Source organism: Kribbella antibiotica, from assembly GCF_004349055.1.
GTDB lineage: Bacteria > Actinomycetota > Actinomycetes > Propionibacteriales > Kribbellaceae > Kribbella > Kribbella antibiotica.
The window spans coordinates 18,419-35,390 of record NZ_SMKX01000088.1; the positions used below are offsets into that span (position 1 = coordinate 18,419).

General features: G+C 66.7%; 16 protein-coding genes. 11 read left to right on the forward strand and 5 right to left on the reverse strand.

Annotated features, from left to right (window positions below; translation table 11 throughout):
• Window positions 1-38 precede the first annotated feature (38 nt).
• A complete protein-coding gene (locus E1263_RS26150) occupies window positions 39-1,511 on the reverse strand; it encodes an MFS transporter (protein WP_132171930.1) in 1,473 nt (490 codons plus the stop codon).
• Window positions 1,512-1,547: 36 nt separating this feature from the next.
• Window positions 1,548-2,237 (reverse strand): hypothetical protein, encoded by a 690-nt coding sequence (locus tag E1263_RS26155; protein ID WP_132171932.1) that lies wholly within the window; start codon window positions 2,235-2,237, stop codon window positions 1,548-1,550.
• Window positions 2,238-2,480: 243 nt separating this feature from the next.
• On the opposite strand from E1263_RS26155, the gene E1263_RS26160 reads away from it, so the two are divergent.
• From E1263_RS26160 to E1263_RS26180, 5 genes are all read left to right on the forward strand, one after another.
• Window positions 2,481-3,224 carry a DUF4397 domain-containing protein gene (locus tag E1263_RS26160; RefSeq protein ID WP_238161540.1) on the forward strand — a complete coding sequence of 248 codons (744 nt, stop codon included), beginning with the start codon at window positions 2,481-2,483 and terminating at the stop codon, window positions 3,222-3,224.
• Between the two features lie 74 nt (window positions 3,225-3,298).
• Entirely contained in the window at window positions 3,299-3,883 is a 585-nt protein-coding gene (locus E1263_RS26165) for a class F sortase (protein WP_238161544.1), read from the forward strand.
• 15 nt (window positions 3,884-3,898) lie between these two features.
• A complete protein-coding gene (locus E1263_RS26170) occupies window positions 3,899-4,516 on the forward strand; it encodes an L-threonylcarbamoyladenylate synthase (RefSeq protein ID WP_132171936.1) in 618 nt (205 codons plus the stop codon).
• A gap of 79 nt (window positions 4,517-4,595) precedes the next feature.
• On the forward strand, window positions 4,596-5,552 hold the full coding sequence (locus tag E1263_RS26175; protein ID WP_132171938.1) for a penicillin-insensitive murein endopeptidase: 957 nt from the start codon (window positions 4,596-4,598) through the stop codon (window positions 5,550-5,552).
• A gap of 13 nt (window positions 5,553-5,565) precedes the next feature.
• Entirely contained in the window at window positions 5,566-6,201 is a 636-nt protein-coding gene (locus E1263_RS26180; protein WP_132171940.1) for a nitroreductase family protein, read from the forward strand.
• On the opposite strand, the gene E1263_RS26185 is transcribed toward E1263_RS26180, so the two are convergent.
• The 3 genes from E1263_RS26185 to E1263_RS26195 all read right to left on the reverse strand — a co-directional run bounded on the left by E1263_RS26185 (window position 6,198) and on the right by E1263_RS26195 (window position 10,681).
• Window positions 6,198-9,341, reverse strand: a complete 3,144-nt coding sequence (locus E1263_RS26185; RefSeq protein ID WP_132171942.1) for a discoidin domain-containing protein — start codon at window positions 9,339-9,341, stop codon at window positions 6,198-6,200. The two genes, E1263_RS26180 and E1263_RS26185, sit on opposite strands and share 4 nt — an antisense overlap.
• A gap of 75 nt (window positions 9,342-9,416) precedes the next feature.
• The gene (locus tag E1263_RS26190) at window positions 9,417-9,848 is read right to left on the reverse strand and encodes a DNA polymerase ligase N-terminal domain-containing protein (protein ID WP_238161545.1); all 432 of its coding nucleotides are present in this window, start codon (window positions 9,846-9,848) and stop codon (window positions 9,417-9,419) included.
• Window positions 9,849-9,868: 20 nt separating this feature from the next.
• A complete protein-coding gene (locus E1263_RS26195) occupies window positions 9,869-10,681 on the reverse strand; it encodes a SigB/SigF/SigG family RNA polymerase sigma factor (protein ID WP_132171946.1) in 813 nt (270 codons plus the stop codon).
• Between the two features lie 220 nt (window positions 10,682-10,901).
• On the opposite strand from E1263_RS26195, the gene E1263_RS26200 reads away from it, so the two are divergent.
• The 6 genes from E1263_RS26200 to E1263_RS44105 all read left to right on the forward strand — a co-directional run.
• The gene (locus E1263_RS26200) at window positions 10,902-11,096 is read left to right on the forward strand and encodes a hypothetical protein (protein ID WP_132171948.1); all 195 of its coding nucleotides are present in this window, start codon (window positions 10,902-10,904) and stop codon (window positions 11,094-11,096) included.
• An 11-nt stretch (window positions 11,097-11,107) separates the two neighbouring features.
• Window positions 11,108-12,040, forward strand: coding sequence for a LysR family transcriptional regulator (locus tag E1263_RS26205; RefSeq protein WP_132171950.1), 933 nt, complete (start codon window positions 11,108-11,110; stop codon window positions 12,038-12,040).
• 93 nt (window positions 12,041-12,133) lie between these two features.
• Window positions 12,134-12,871 (forward strand): SDR family oxidoreductase, encoded by a 738-nt coding sequence (locus tag E1263_RS26210; RefSeq protein WP_132171952.1) that lies wholly within the window; start codon window positions 12,134-12,136, stop codon window positions 12,869-12,871.
• A complete protein-coding gene (locus E1263_RS26215) occupies window positions 12,868-13,740 on the forward strand; it encodes an SDR family oxidoreductase (protein WP_132171954.1) in 873 nt (290 codons plus the stop codon). The genes E1263_RS26210 and E1263_RS26215 overlap by 4 nt, the downstream gene beginning before the upstream one ends.
• Window positions 13,737-14,393: an amidohydrolase family protein gene (locus tag E1263_RS26220; RefSeq protein ID WP_132171956.1), complete on the forward strand. Its 657-nt coding sequence runs from the start codon at window positions 13,737-13,739 to the stop codon at window positions 14,391-14,393. Before E1263_RS26215 ends, E1263_RS26220 begins: the two co-directional genes overlap by 4 nt.
• Window positions 14,394-14,675: 282 nt before the next feature.
• The coding region (locus tag E1263_RS44105) for an MDR family MFS transporter (protein WP_272949693.1) at window positions 14,676-16,972 on the forward strand (2,297 nt) is incomplete at its 3' end.

The following is a 16,972-nucleotide window of genomic DNA, read 5'->3' on the forward strand; positions in this document are numbered from 1 at the left end:
CGCACGACCGTGTCAAAAAGATTGTCGATATATCGAGGTCAGGACCGAGCTTCGCTGGAAGGCGGCGGTGCGACCAAGGCGCAGTGCAGATGCCGCTCGACAGGGACCGTACGACGTCGGCTCCCGTCCCCGAGCGTGGTCCACGCGATGACGGCCCCCGCTACTGCAAGCGCGGCCGAGATGATCAACGCCCGGTCGAAACCATTGCTAAAGGCAACAGGATCCCGATAGGACTCCCCAGTGATGCCGGCCGCCATCGGAATCGCGGCCACCGCCATCAACTGCGCCGACCGCGCCACTGCATTGTTCACCCCGGAAGCGATGCCCGCATGGTGATCCTCCACGGAAGACAACACAGTCGCCGTCAGCGGCGCGACAGTCGCCACCAACCCCAACCCCAGTACGACGACCGCCGGCAGCACCGTGGTCACGTACTGCGTGCCCGGCGAGATCCGCAGCATCAGCAGGAATCCACCCGCCATCAGCAATGGCCCCACCGTCATCGGTATTCGGGCCCCGATCTTCTCGGCCAGTCCACCCGCATACCCCGACAGGCTGAACATCAACGCGGTCATCGGTAGCAGCGCAGCCCCGGCCCACAAGGCGGCGTACCCCAGAGCTGTCTGGAAGTAGACGACCACCAGGAAGGTCGCCGTACCGAGTGCGCCGTAGACGACGACGGTCACCAGATTCGCGCCGGTGAAGCGGCGGTTGGCGAAAATGCCAGGCGGCAACATCGGATGCGAACTGTGCCGCTCAACGAAGACGAAGGCGCCGAAGGCGGCCAGTCCGATCACTAGACTGGCAAGCACCAAAGGATTACTGAACCCGTCCTCACCTGCGCGAATCAACCCGAAGGTGAAACCAGCCAAGCCGACAGTGGCCAAGGCGGCACCACTGAGGTCGAGCTTGCCGGTCGACGTCTCGTCGCGAGTCTCCGGCACATGCTTCAAGGTCACCACGATGGTCAGGACGGCGATCGGCGCGTTGATCAGGAAGATCAACCGCCAGGATCCGCTGTCCACGAGGGTGCCGCCGACGAACGGCCCGATCGCGGCCGCCACCGAGGTCAGCCCCGACCAGGTGCCCACCGCCTTGCCGCGATCGCCCGGCGCAAACGTGGTCTGCAGAATCGCCAGACTGCCCGGCGTGAGCAGTGCACCGCCGATGCCCTGCAGCACCCGCCCCGCAACCATCACCTCAAGGGTTGGTGCGATCGTGCAGATGATCGACGCAACCGCGAACCAGGCCACGCCGATCACGTACATCCGCCGCCGGCCGAGCCGGTCGCCGAGCGACCCGCTGAGCAGGATCAACGAGGCCAGCATCAGCATGTAGCCGTTGACGATCCACTGCAGCCCGGCGATTCCGGCGCCGAACTCTTCGCCCATCGAAGGCAACGCAACATTCACGACGGTGCCGTCGAGGAACGCCATCCCCGACCCCAGCGTGGTGGCAGCGAGCACCCAGCGCCCCCGCGCAGTCCCTAAAGCGATCCGTTCCTCGGCCATGCACTCACAGTAAGCGGCCCTTCCGACAAAAATGTGTCAGGGCAGGTCGAGCTGGATCACAACCAGTGCCTGCGAGGCCGGGATGTCCGGCCGAATCGTCAGATTCGGTGGATCGCCAACGGCACAACGGGTCTCGGTGAGCAGCGGGCAGACCGCGTTCAACAGCCCGGACGACACCGAGACCGAGGTCGGCAAGGTGTCTTCGTCGGGCGCGAGCAGCGGTCGCAGGGCGGCCGCCGCGCGCTGCGGACGTTGCGGCGTACGGCGAACTGTCGTCCCCGTGAGCCGATAGGTCAGCCGGAGCTTCGTGGCCGGTGTGGGTAGCGTCAGATCCCGCGTCGTGTCGACTGTCGACGTGTCCAGCGGCACCACGGAATCGTCGGCCAGCAACTGCAGATCGGAGGCCCGCGGCGCCGTCTTGGTCATCAGCCCCGGCAGCAATTCCCCGGACGTCGGGACCTGTACCTGCAAGGAATCGGCGGCCTCGGGCAGGATCACATCCTCAACCATGTCGAACGATCCGTCGCTCCGCGGTACGGCGGTCATCCGGATCCCCGGCGTGGTCACGCCCGGCCCCGGCGTCTCGGAAGGCGACGAGCCTGGCGGCGGAATGGCGATGGTGTCGTCGACCGACGGACTGGGTGAGACCGGCCCGGATTCACCCGAACAGCCACCGAGCACCAGGATCAGAGCGGTCGCCAGCAGTACTCCCCTGCGATGCGGCATCAGTCATCCCCCAAGAAACGGATCCGGTGCAAAGAAATGGATCCGGTGGGGCGCACTGCCTCTGGCGGCCGGATCGGTTTCCGCTTACGATACGCCGCAATTCGCTATGTCCGGGAATTGTGAGGCGATTTCCGGGGTGAGTACCCAGGGGGCGAAATGAATAAACGCAGGGTGTCCGAACGTTGTCGCGCAGTATATTCGAGAATTCGAGGTCCGGTAATTCCGCTGCTGGTGGCGGCCGCGGTGATCAGCGCTCCGCTGGCCCCGGCCGAGGCGGCCGCCGGCGGCAATCTCTACATCGTCCAGGGCCTGCCCGGGCAGAGCCTGGATATCAGCGTCGACGGTCGCGCGGTGGCCACGAAGGTGCCGGCCGCCAAGCTGCTCGGCCCGATCGGTGTCTCCGCCGGTCAGCGCACAATCACCGCGAAGAAAGACGGAAAGGTCGTCATCGAGCGGCAGGTGACCGTCGGTTCCGGTGGCAGCCTCGACGTGGTGATTCACCAGCCCGCCTCACCTGGCGGCGCTCCGGTCATCACGTCGTACAACAACAAGCTGACCGCGGTGCCGGCTGACAAGGCCGCCGTCCGGGTTGCGCACACGGCTGCGGTCGGACCGGCCGATATTCGCGTGAACGGTCAGGTCCTGTTCGCGAATGTCGCGAACGGAGAATCACTCGACGTAGTCGTTCCGGCGGCCACTTACAGTGTCGAGATCGTTCCGGCCGGTGCGAAGTCACCTGTTGTTCTCGGTCCGTTGGCTTTGCCGGTGAAGGCCGGATATCTGACCCGCGTTTTTGCGGTCGGTGCGCCGAGTGCGAAGACGATGACGGTCGCCGTCGGCACGATCAAACTCCGGCCGTCCGGAACGCCGAAGCCGAAAGTCGTCGACACCGGAGCAGGCCCCGACCAGACCGCAGCACTGGCCGGCATCGCCCTCCTGCTTCTCCTGGCCGCAGCGGTCACCACACGAAAGGTGATCCGCCGCTGAGGAGGCTGCTGTTCGGACTGTTGCTGTTCTGCTGCGTGGGCCTGGAGGGGTGCACCGCGCAGCTGGACGGAGCTGTGCCGAGCACCGGGGTGGACGGCGGGACCTCGACGCCGATGCCGTCGTCCACCCCACTCGATCCGCTGATCACACCCTCGGCCACAGCCCCGCCAGGTCGCATCGGTACGCCGGCTCCCAGCCAGCGCATCCGGTTCGTGCCGACCGAGGTGGTGCTGCCAGGTGGTGACCGCGCACCCGTCGTACCGGCCGGGACCGTTAAAGAGCAGCTGCAGGTGCCATCCGGTGCGCAACGCGTTGGCTGGTGGGATGGTGGCGCGGAGGCTGGTGATCCGTTCGGTTCAGTCGTTCTGGCTGGTCATGTGGACACCAAGACCGAGGGCCTCGGCTTCTTCGCGCGGCTGCGCAAGGCCGAGCCTGGCGAGTACGTCGTACTGCGGGGCGGCGGCCGTACGGCGACGTACCGGATCAGTTCGAAGGTCTCTGTCCCGAAGGATGCGCTCGCAACGAAGAGTGGCGCCTTCGACCAGATCGGCGGGCATCGCCTGGTCCTGATCACCTGCACCGGCGCGTATGACGCAGGCAATGGCGGCTACGAAGACAACCTTGTCGTCACCGCGACGGCAGTAGGGCTCGCGAAATAGCCTAGGCTCGGAGCTATGGCCAGGTATTTCGATGTGCATCCGGAGAATCCGCAGAAGCGCGCGGTTGGCCAGGTCGTCGACCTGGTCCGCGGCGGCGGGCTGATCGCCTACCCGACCGACTCGGGTTTCGCGCTCGGCTGCGCGCTGGGGAACCGGGAAGGGATCGACCGGATCCGGTCGATCCGGCAGCTGGACGACAAGCACCACTTCACGCTGATGTGTGAGAACTTCGCCCAGCTCGGGCAGTTCGTGCACATCAGCAACGCCGTCTTCCGCTCGGTCAAGGCGGCGACGCCGGGCAGCTACACCTTCATCCTGCCCGCCACCAAAGAGGTTCCGAAGCGGCTGCTGCACCCGAAGAAGAAGACCGTCGGCGTCCGCATCCCCGACCACGTGGTCACCCAGGCGCTGCTCGCGGAGCTCGGTGAGCCGATGCTGTCGAGCACGCTGCTGCTGCCCGGTCACGAGGAGCCGATGACGCAGGGCTGGGAGATCAAGGAGGAGCTCGACAACCAGGTCGACGCCGTCATCGACGGTGAGACCGGGACCGAGCCGACCACGGTGATCGACTTCTCCGACGACGTCGCCGAGGTGGTCCGGGTCGGTGCGGGGGACCCCACGCCCTTCGAATAGGGCCTTGCGGCTGGGCAATTAATGCCCGATTGTGGCAGGCGACCGTAAATCAGTTCCCTCATCCGCCCCTGGAGGAACCATGCGACGTCTCCTGGTCGTGCTCCTTGCCCTGGCTCTCGCGCTCATCCCGACCAGCGCCAACGCATACGCCAACGCCTTCTTCCCGACGCAGAGCAGTGGCAACCGAGGCGCCGACGTACTGGCGCTCCAGTACCTGCTGCAGCACAACGGCCAGGCCGCACCGGCCGACGGAGTCTTCGGTGCCTCGACAGCCGATGCCGCCAAGGCGTTCCAGACCGCGAAGGGTCTCGGAGCCGACGGCATCGTCGGCCCGCAGACCTGGGCCGCGCTGGCACCGACCATCCGGTCCGGTGACAACAACGCAGCCGTCAAGGCGCTCCAGGTCGAGCTGAATGCCAAGCGCCGCCTGAGCCTCCCCGTCGACGGAGTCTTCAGTACGGCGGTTCGCGATGCTGTGGCCGCGTTCCAGACCCATGCGGGGATTGGCTCCGACGGAATCGTCGGACCGATCACCTGGCGCAACCTGGCCTGGCACTACGACTACCCCGACTTCACCGCCAACCTGTGCGACCAGGACCCGGACGGCAACGGCACGGCGGCCAACTGGGCGACCTCAGCCGCAGTCGCCCAGATGGAGCAGGCAGGCCGGAACTTCGCGAGCACCGGCCAGGGCAAGATCCCGTACGGCGACGCCGGCTACGAGCACGGTGGTGACATCCCCGGCCACGGCAGCCATGAGGTCGGACTCGACATCGACATCTGGCCGATCCGGACCGACAACGGCCAGTGCACCGCCGGCCGGATCACCTGGCAGTCGTCCACCTACGACCGCGCCGCCACCCGCCAGTTGGTCCAGTCGATCAAGGCTGCCGCCCCCGGTCACGTACGGATCATCTTCTTCAACGACCCGACCCTGATCAACGAGGGCCTGACCACCGAGTGGCCGTCCCACGACAACCACCTCCACGTCCGCTTCTGCGAGAAGGTCCACCCGAACTCGCTCTACACCTGCTGACACACTGGCAGGTATGACGCTGACGCCCGATGAACTCCTGACCACCACCCGGACCGTCCGTAAGCGCCTCGACCTCGACAAGCCCGTACCGATTGAGCTGGTGCGGGAGTGCATCGAGGTCGCGGTGCAGGCGCCCTCTGGGAGCAACCGGCAGACGTGGCACTGGATGGTGGTGACGGACGCCGACAAGCGCGCAGCGATCGGTGAGTACTACCGGCTCGCTGTCGAGCAGTACCTGGCCGGTCCGGGCGCAGCCGGCAAGCTGCACTCCGACGACCCGGACCGCGCGCCCGTCCAGCGTCGGGTCGGCGACAGCGTCGCCTACCTGGGGGAGCGGATGGGACAGGTCCCCGTGCTGGTCATCCCGTGCCTGCAGGTGAGCAAGCTGCCGGCTGGCAACCAGTCCGGCACGTGGGGCTCGATCCTGCCGGCCGCCTGGAGCTACTGCCTCGCTGCGCGCGCCCGCGGCCTCGGTACGGCGTGGACGACGTTGCACATGGTTTACGAGAAGGAGATTCAGGAGCTGCTCGGACTACCGGAGGAGATCCGGCAGTCCGTGCTGCTTCCGACCGCCTATTACACGGGTGACACGTTCAAGCCTGCGCCGCGGCAGTCACTCGACGACGTCATCCACATCGACACGTTCTAACGCACCTCTAGCTCCGCAAGCTGCATGCGGTAGCCGCCTTCACCGTCCGGTCGCAGCTCGGTACCGCGCACCTGCACGTACCGGGCTGTGGTCGTCGGGAAGGTGTGCGTCACCACCCCGGCCCCAGGATCCGGTACGTCGTTCGCCGCGGCCGCCGTCGTCCAATTCACGCCATCGGCCGAGGTCTCGACCACGTAGTCGACCGGGAACCCGCCACCTGTGCTCGCTCCATCGGACCGCGCATACAGGTCGACCTTCCCCACGCGGGACGGCCCGCCCAGGTCCACCCGGACCCACTGCGGTGTGTTGGCTGCGACGGAATCGCTCGTCCAGCCCATCGAGTTCCACAGCCGCGACTGCCGAGCCCCGTCGGTCAGGTTCGAGCGCAGCCAGCCCTCGTTGAAGAACTCCGACGAGGTCGACGAGCTGACCGAGCGCCCGGCCGCGAGGTTGCCGCCGGCCACCTCGACCTCAGCCAACTGCATTCGGTAGGTCCCAAAGGGATCCTGCGCCAGCCGCCGTCCGATGACCTGCACATAACGCACGCTCTGAGCAGCGAAGTCGACCGACTGCACCCCAGACGGCCGCGGCTGGTTCGTCCGCGACGCGACCGTGGTCCACGAAGAACCATCCGCCGACACCTGTACGTCGTAGTCGACCGGGAACCCGATACCGACGTTGCTCCCGTCCGCCCGCGGATAGAGATCCACCCGACCGACCGATCGTGCAGCCCCCAGATCGAGCTTGAACGTCTCCGTAGCGGTGGCACCAACAGCCGCCGACGTCCACCCCATCGAGCTGCCATCCGACGTACGACGTCCGTCGACGGCCGCGATCGCGCGCCAGCCGTCACTGTCGTACGACGAAGAAACGGTGGGCGCCGAACCCTCGGCCGGGTTCACGCCCGGGTTGAGGCGAACGTTGTCGAAGGCCACGTTCACCCCGCCGCTCGCCAGTCCGACTCCACCGGCAGTGAACGACGAATCGGTCACCGTCAAAACAGGATCCTTACCGGTCCCGGCGTACACGGTGATCTTGTTGCCACGCGCAACCACTCGCAGTCGGTTGAACTGTCCGGCGACATATCCGGGAACCTGTGCCTTGCCGAGCGTTGCGCCCGCCTTGAAGACGAAGACCTCACCGTTGTTGCGCTGGGCCACCAAATAGCCGCTCTCGAAGTCGGTCGGGTTCAGGTTGCGCACGACCAGACCGGCCCAGTTCGTGTTCCCGCCATTCGAGTTCACGCCACGGATCTGCAGGTCCACACTCGCGGACACATCGCCGTACGCGCGTCCTTCCAGCCCTGCAACGTAATTCCAGCCACCGGTATTCGTCTGGGTCAGCGCACCGCCCGAGACCGACCAGTCGCCGGCATTCGTCTGCCACGACTGCGATCCAGCCGCGAAATCATCGGCGTACGGGTAGACCTGATCGGGCCCACCAGCCGCCAGCGCATCCAGAACCTGCCGGTGTACGACGTCCGCCGCGGCCCCGGACTTGTCCACGGTGTAGTTGTTGATCAGCAGCGAGTTCGCCAACGCGCGAGCAAGCACCGGCTTCGTCGCGGCGAGCTGCGTGAACAGCTCGTAGTCCTCGACCCCATCCAGCTGCGCCTCGCTCCGGATGCTGTCATAGAGGTCGTACGCCGCCGCGTTCGGCCGGACGATGAAGTTGTCGCCGTTCTGCGCTCCGTCGAAGGTGTCGAACTTCTGGTTCAGCGTGCCGAACCAGTAGTTCCAGCCCCAGTGCAGATAGCCGACCGCATTAGCCTTCCAGGCCGCCAGCGGCGTCAGCCGGGTCTTGGCCAGGTGCGACATCAGGAAGCGATTCAGGTACGGGCCGCGCGGGCCGATGCAGTTGTAGATCCACAATTCGTTGCCGGCAAGGCGTCTGGACTGGAAGACACCGACGTTGTTCTCGTACAGGTCGAGGATCGGCGTGTTCGCGGTGACGCTCGCGGTCGGGTTCAGGACGGCCAGTTCGGCCTCGTTCAGCTTCGGGTTCGGGAAGGACTGGCGGTAGATCCCGTACATCCAGTTGGCCGCGTTGGTGTCCTCGGTCCGCGTCGTCTCGTCGTTCGCGCTCATATAGAAGATGTCGGTCAGACCCTTGGCATCCAGGTGCTGCTTGAGCGCCGGGAACAGCTTGTTCAGGTACGCCGTCGCCTCCGCGGAACCCGAGTTGACCGGGACCATGTGAGTCGAGCCGTCGGCTGCGCGCTTCAGCATCTCCAACCGGTTGGGCAATCCGGCGTTCGGGTCACTGGTCATCAGCAGGTGCGGCGTGTGGATCCACTGCAGCGCACCGGCGTCCTGATAGATCTTGATGAACCGGTCGAAGGTCTCCCAGCCGAACGTGTAGTTCCCGGCCGCATCGATCGTCGTGTTCGGGATCAGCAGCGCCTGGAAGTCGACGAAGGCCACGTTGTTGCGGTGCTTGGCGTGGTTGCGCGCCATCGCCTCGATCACCCGCCACCAGTTCGCGTCGTACATCTGGACGCCGTACTGCAACGGGATCGCCTGGATCGTTCCGGTGTAGTCCCAGCCGGCCGAGGTCGTCCAGTTGTTCAGCTTGAACGTCGACTGATTCGTTGGCGGGAGAGTGGCCGAGGCGACGGTCACCCGAACCGGTACGACGGTATTGCCCGCGCTGCTCTGGACTGTCGCCGTACCGGTGTAGAGGCCGGGTGTCGCGCCAGCGGGCACACGCACGCTGTAGTGGTACGGCTGGGTGACGTTGGCGGCCAGCGTGCGTGGGGCGTTCTCCACGAGTGCGTCGTAGTACGCCGTACCGGTGCCTTCGCGTTCGGCGTCCGGAGCCTGGACGACGTTCGGATGCAGGTATTCGCGACGGACAGTGATGTCCGAGAGGGTCGCACCACCCGGGCCGGTGAGGTTGCTCACGGCAACCGAAACGTCAGAAGCCGAGGAGGTCGGACGGACCGCGATCTGGGCGGCCTCGGTCTCGTTGCGCGCGGCGTACAGGTCGATCGAGGTCGGCGCATTCGCCGGCCGCGTGGCATAAGGAAAGAGCCGGTCGGACGCGTTGTGCGTCCACACCGGCGGTGGCGCAGCTTGGGCAGGCAACGGAAGGAGGGCAGCGAGGAGGACACCGGACAGGAGGGCGGCAGACTTGCGCATGCGGGAAGTCTCGATCGCGCTTTGTAACCGGTCAAGGTAACCCGGCTGGCCAAAACCGGTCAGGTCTCTTGACGTTCAGGCCTTTGAGGCGGCGGCTTCCTCGATGGTTAGACCACTCAGCACAGATCGTGGCTCGGTCACCGTCAGATCAAGCGACGGATCGGCGTCCTCGTCGCGGACCTTGACCAGCAGCCAGTCCTGGTTGGTGCGGGTGAACGCCCAGGCGCCGACCAGCTTGATGCCGTGGAACTGCATCTTGATGTGACCGCGCTTGATGGCCTCGGCCGCACTTCCCGGCGTCAAGTTGGTATAGACGCCGGCGTCCCACACGATGACATTGCTGCTTTCGTGGGACGCGTACTCGAGGTCGTGGTCGGTGGTGAAGATGGCGAGCCGCTTCACCACCGGATCCAAGGATGGTCCGCGCGGGACCGCCCACGACTTCAGGACGCCGTCGACCTCCAGCCGAACGTCGTAGTGCAGACGCCGCGCGTCATGCAGCTGCACTACGAAGATCGGCCGGTGGCTCAAGCGGCTGCTGCTGCCGGGGGTTCGAGCCGGTCCCGGAGCTGGTCGAGGATGCCCCGCAGCAGGCGCGAAACCTGCATCTGGCTGACCCCGATCTCGGCGCCGATATCGGCCTGCGTCTGACCCTCGACGAAGCGCAGCTCCAGAATCCGCCGCTCGCGCGGCTTCAGCATGGTCAGGACCGGAGCCAGTACGGCGACGGCTTCGGTCTGCTCGAACGCCAGGTCCTCGTCGGCGATGGTGTCGCCGAGCCGGGCCGCGTTGTCACCGTCCAGCGGACGGTCGAGGGAGAGCACGGAGAAGCAGCCGTCGGCGGCGATCGCGTCCTCCACCTCGTTGACTTCGGCCCCTATCTCCGCGGCGATCTCCGCCTGGGTCGGCTCGCGGTGCAGGTCCTGGACCAGCTGCGGCCGAACGGAGGCGATCGATCCTTGGAGCTCCTGCAGGCGGCGCGGGATGCGCACGGTCCAGGAACAGTCCCGGAAGTAGCGCTTCACCTCGCCGCGGATGGTCGGTACGGCGTACGCCAGGAACGGCGTGTCCGTCGACGGATCGAAGTTGCGCGCAGCCTTCACCAGGCCCAGGTAGGCGACCTGGTCGAGATCGTCGGACTCGACGCCCCGGTTCCGGAAACGCGACGCAATACTGTGGGCCACGCCGAGATGCAGCTCAATCGCTTGATCGAGGAGCTCTTGCCGGTGGTCTTCGTCGGTGCTGGCGGCCCGTCGGCTCAACAGTGCCCGGGCTTCGCTGTCCCGCTGGTCGGCCTTGTGCCGGGCAGGGGAGCTGACAGTTGCGGTGCTGGTGTTCATGATGTTCTGACCTCGCGACGTGAGTCACGGCGCGGCACATGTCTGGACCGCGGTCAGGACCTTGCACCTCATTCCTACCCCACTTCGACCCCGTTATGCATCTTTGCTGCCCATCAGCTTCGTGATGAGTTCGAGTCATCGCTAACGCCGCGTCACAATGCGGTTGTAGTCTTGTCGCTGCCATCCCTCATCACCGCCCCTGTCATGAATTCAGGTCGCTATGCGCCTCGCCTCTTCCCCGGTCAAGGACTCCTCCGTACCTACCGACATCCCTGCTTCGGGTGATGTCCAGATCCGCGTCGGCGGCCGCTGGGTCGCCGGACACGAGCTCGGCCGGCGGGCCGACGAGGTCCTGGTCAGCCACCACGGCCACCTCGTCTGGGTCGACCGCGCCGCAGTGCGCAAACCCCTTTAAAAATAAAGGCTGTGGAACTGCGGCAGCTGGAGTACTTCGTGGCGGTGGCGCACGAGCGCAGCTTCACGCTGGCCGCTCGTCGCCTGCACGTCGTGCAGAGTGCGGTCAGTGCAGCGATCGCTGCCCTTGAACGGGACTTGAAGGTCACCCTCTTCGAGCGCAGCGCCCAGCGGGTAGTCCTCACCGAAGCCGGTACGGCGCTCCTTCCGGAAGCACTCGCAGTGATGGACGCGGTCCAGGGTGCCCGTGATGTCGTCGACGAACTGGGTGCCGGCCTGCGTGGTTCCGTCCGGGTCGGACTGCTCCCGGGGCTAGGTCTGATCGACCTGCCCGCAGCCGCTGCCGAGTTCCGGCGCCGGTATCCGAACGTCGAACTGCAACTCAGAGTGAACGCCGAAGGATCCGCCGGGATCATGGTCGCGTTGCGTAACGGCGATATCGATATCGGCTTCCTCGGTGTCGCGCAGGGCAGTGTTCCGCGCGAGCTGACCACTTGGGAGCTGCTCAAGGTCCCGCAGGTGCTGGCCGTTCCGGTCGGGCATCGGCTGGCCCGGCGCCGATCGGTCCGGGTGGCGGATCTCACCGATGAGGAGTTCGTCGACTTCCCGCCCGGGTTTGGGACGCGGACGCTGATCGATCAGGCCTTCGAGGCGGCCGGCATCCAACGCCAGGTCGTCGTCGAGGCACTGGGTATCGAGAACGGCGTCCAGTTCCTGGCTCAGGGGGTGGGCCTCGGAATCCTCCCCGAGTACGCCGTCGCCGGGATGGACGCGATTCGCGTCGTACCGATCGTTGACGAGACGTTCGAGTGGTCGCTCTACATGGCGACGCTGCGGAAGCGGAAGCCGACCGCGGCGCTGCGGGCGCTGCTCGGGCTGGTCGGTACGCACCTTCAGCAGCCGCCGGGGACCTCGTTGGGTGCCGAGATGCATCAACAGAATTGATTCATCCATCGACTTGAGTCGTTGGACTTGATCCATTCGCGGGAGCACGATCGAGATGTCAGCAGGAAACGACATTCTCGAAAGGCACAGACGATGAGTGAGAACACCAGGGTCGCGATCGTGACCGGCGGTTCGAGCGGGATCGGTCGCGAGACCGCTGTCCGGCTCGGCCGGGACGGATTCGCAGTAGTGATCGGCTACGCCGGGAACAAGGCGAGCGCCGAGCAGGCCGTCACGGAGGTCGAGGCCGCCGGTGGCCGGGCGATCGCCGTACAGGCTGATGTGGCCGACGAGGTCGCGGTGACCGCGCTGTTCGATCGGGCCGAGCAGGAGTTCGGCGGGGTCGACGTGGTCATCAACGCGGCCGGCATCATGCCGCTCGCGCCGCTGGCCGAGCTCGACCTGCAGGTCTTCGACGACGTCGTCCGGACGAACCTGCGCGGCACCTTCGTGGTCGACCAGCAGGCCGGCCGCCGGATCCGCAACGGCGGCGCGATCGTGAACATCTCCAGCTCGCTCACCCTGCTGGCCCGTCCGGGCTACTCGGCGTACGCCGCAAGCAAGGGTGGCGTCGAGGCGATCACGCTGATCCTCGCTCGCGAGCTGCGCGGCCGCGACGTCACCGTGAACGCCGTCGCCCCCGGACCGACCGCGACCCCGCTGTTCCTCGACGGCAAGCCGCAGGAACTGATCGACCGGATCGCCGCCGAGCCGCCGCTCGAACGCCTCGGCCAGCCGTCCGACATCGCCGAGATCATCGCCTTCCTGGCCGGCCCCGCGCGCTGGATCAACGGCCAGGTCATCTACGCCAACGGAGGTTCGGCAGCATGATCGTCCTGATCAGTGGTGCATCGAGTGGCTTCGGCGCTCTGACCGCGCGAGCCCTCGTCGACGCCGGCCACACCGTGTACGCCGGTATGCGCGACCTCGCCGGTCGGAACGCGACTGCGGCGGCGGACGCGGCTGCCTACTCGCCTGGGTTGCGAGCCGTCGAATTGGACGTCAGCTCGGAGACGTCGGCGCAGCAGGCGGTCGACACGGTGGTCGGTGAGCAAGGGCGGATCGACGTACTGATTCACAATGCCGGGCACATGGTCACTGGGCCGGCCGAGGCGTTCACTCCTGCACAGGTGCTGGATCTCTACGACACGAACGTTGTGGGCACGCAGCGACTCAATCGGGCCGCGCTGCCCGTGATGCGTGCGCAGCAGGACGGGCTGGTCGTGTGGGTCGGAAGCTCGAGCACGCGTGGCGGCACTCCGCCGTACCTGGCGCCGTACTTTGCAGCGAAGGCCGGGATGGACGCGCTCGCGCAGAGCTACGCGCTGGAGCTGGCGCGATTCGGGATTGAGACGACGATCGTCGTACCGGGTGCTTTCACCCACGGCACGAACCACTTCCTGCACAGCGGCTCACCGGCCGACCTGGATGTGGTCGCGGCGTACGAGACGAAGTACGCCGGTCTGATGGATCAGGTTGGTCAGCGGCTGGCCGAGCTGGAGCCGGAGTGGTCCGATGTCGGCGAGGTCGCGCGGCTGATCGTGCAGGTGGTCGACACCGAGAAGGGCAAGCGGCCGTTCCGGGCGACCTATGACCCGTCGGACGACGGCGCGATCGTCGTCAACGCGGTGGCCGACCGGGTTCGGTCCGAGCTCTTGCATCGGATCGGACTGGAAGACCTGCTGCACCCCGTCGCATGACTGTGTACACGCACTTCCTGCCGCCGGAGTACGTCGCGGCGGCCGAGCGAGCCGGCCATCTCCGTCCTGACGGGTTGGCCGGTTGGCCTGCTTTCCCCTTGGGGGATCCTGCGGTCTTGTCGATCCCGTCGCCCGGTGTGCACTTCGGCGACGACTTCCGAGCGCGCGTGCTCTCGCGGCGCGTCAACGAACTCGCTGCTGAGCTCTGCGCTTCTCGAGCCGGGTTCAGCTTCCTGGCCAGCCTGCCGCTGCCGGACGTCGACGCCGCGCTGGCCGAACTCGACTACGCGTACGACGTCCTGCACGCGGATGGCGTGATCCTGCTCAGCAACGTGACTGGGCTGTACCCAGGTGAGCCCTCGTGGGAGCCGGTCTGGCGCGCCCTCAACGAACGCTCGGCGCAGGTGCTTCTGCATCCGACATCACCACCGCAATGGCGGCAGGTCGCACTGGATCGTCCGCGCGCGCTGATCGAGTTCCCGTTCGACATCGCGCGGGCAGTCACCGACCTGACGTTGACCGGCGTTCTTGCGCGGCACCCTGACATCAGGTTCGCGGTTTCGCACGGTGAGCTCTTGTCTTGCTTGGCGGATCGGGTCGAGGAATCCGCGCTGTGGAAGAACTTCGCCGCCGTCGATTGCTGTCGCTGGTGAGAAGTACCCCGGCGGGCCCTGACAGCTCCGCCGGGGTGGCTCTGTTGATCACTCAACAAGCCGGGATCGTACGTGGCAAGCGCTCTCTCGGGCAGGGGCCGTCTCAGAACGAGAACTGACCAGATGATGGGCAGCCGGTGACGGGTTCCTGACGCTGCGGGTTTATCGTTGGGTCCTGCAACCAAATATGGCTGGGTGAGGACGACGCCGGCCGCTTCCGCCCCGAGGACAGTGCACTCCACTGCCCCCGGCCGAAGCGACCCCGCGGACGAACGGAACCCGATGTCAGTCACCCGGACCGAGGCAACGGCCCAGTTCGAAGCCCCGACCCGTTATCGCTCGAAATACAGCTCCGAAGAGCCAGCGGCCGTCGTACCGGCTGGGTCGAATCCTGAGCTCAGTCATCGGGAGATCCTGGAGATCCTGGCCGGGCTGCTGGCGGCGCTGTTCACCGCGGTGATCAGCTCGACGATCGTCAGCAACGCATTGCCGACGATCATCGCCGACCTCGAGGGCTCGCAGACGCAGTACACGTGGGTCGTCACCGCGAGCCTGCTCGCGATGACCGTGTCGACGCCGGTGTGGGGCAAGCTCTCCGACCTGATGAGCAAGAAGCTGCTCGTGCAGCTCGCGACCGTCACGTTCGTGGTCGGCTCGGCCCTGGCCGGCGCTGCGCACAACGTGCCGTTCCTGATCGGGGCGCGCGTTTTGCAGGGGCTCGCGATGGGCGGCCTGATGGCGCTCGCGCAAGCGATCATCGGCGCGGCGATTCCGCCCCGCGATCGTGGCCGGTACTCCGGCTACATGGGCGCCGTGATGGCGGTCGCGACCGTCTCCGGACCGCTCGTCGGCGGCGTGATCGTGGACACCTCGTGGCTGGGCTGGCGCTGGTGCTTCTACGTCTGCGTCCCGCTGGCCGTCATCAGCATGATCATCCTGCAGCGCTACCTGCACCTGCCGGTGATCAGGCGGCCGATCAAGCTCGACTATCTCGGCGCCGTACTGATCGCGGGGGCCGCGAGCCTGCCGCTGATCTGGGTGTCCTTCGCCGGCCAGCACTTCCCGTGGTGGTCGTGGGAAACCGGCGCCTACCTCGGCGGTACGGCGCTCCTGGCTCTTTTGGCCGTGATTGTCGAGACGCACGCGCGCGACCCGCTGGTCCCGGTCTCGGTGGTTCGCGAGCGGACGACCGCGCTGGCGATTCTGGCCAGCCTGGCGGTGGGTATCGCGATGTTCGGCAGCGCGGTGTTCCTGGGACAGTACTTCCAGGTCGCGCGCGGTTACAGCGCAACCGAGGCCGGGTTGCTCACCATCCCGATGATGCTCGGCTCGTTCTTCGGGTCGGTCGGGTCCGGTCAGCTGATCACCCGGACGGGGAAGTGGAAGCGGTACCTGGTGATCGGTGGGCTGTTCCTCACCGTAGGCCTCGGGCTGCTCGGCACGATCGACCACGAGAGCCCCTACTGGTACCTCGGCACCGGAATGCTTGCCATGGGCATCGGTATGGGCATGATGATGCAGAACCTGGTGCTCGCCGTACAGAACACCGTCGACGTCACCCAGGTCGGCGCCTCCAGCGCCACCGTGACGTTCTTCCGCAGCCTCGGCGGCGCCGTCGGCGTCTCCGTCCTGGGCGCAGTCCTGGCCAACCGCGTCACCGACGCGATCACCCGCAACCTGGCATCCGCCGGTCTCCCTGCGCCCACCGGCTCCGGCGGCTCGGTCCTCGACGTCAACAAGCTCCCACCCGCCGTCGCCGACATCGTCCGCCACGCCTACGGCGACGCCACCGGCCACATCTTCATCATCGCCGCCGCAGCGGCGCTGGTAAGCCTGCTGGCAGTCCTCTTCATCCGCGAAGTCCCGTTGCGCCGAACCGTCGCCATGACGGACGAGGACGCCACCGATCTCGCGGCTGCGACTGCCGCGGGTGCTCCTGGGACGGGTGTCCTCGCCGGTGGCGGTGGCGGTGGCGGTGGCGGTGCTGACAGCGCCGTCCGTGGGTCGGGTGCCACTGGCAACGGATCAGGAGCCGACGGCGCCGGCGCGAGAGCCGATGGATTGCTGGTGGGCGGGCATTCGCCGGATGATCCTGCTGAGCAGGCTGCGGTGATCGCGCTCAACGTGATCACCTCCGCCGAGCGGACCGCGCGCGATCGGGAGCGCGAGGCCAACGAGCGGGTGATGGCCGCAGCAACCACCATCCGGCAGATGCGTACTGATGTGGCTGACCTCTTCACCCGCGTCGACCAGCAGATCGCCGAGCTCGAAGGCACGCTCCCAGACGCGATCCCGCAACCGGCCGCCGCCATCCTCGACGCCCAGCGCAACCCCGGCGAACTCTCCGACGAACTCCGCCGCTACGAACTCAGCGTCCTCAGCGCCAGCCAACGCACCGCCGACCACCTCCGCGAAACCGCCAAAGCCGAAGCCGACGACCTCCTCACCGAGGCCCGCGCCGAAGAACACGCCATCCGCACCCGCATTGCCGAACTGGAAGCCGTCGAACACCGCCTCCTCGGCCACATCCGAGACGGCCTCTCCAACACCCCCACCCCACCACCCGCACCCACCACAAC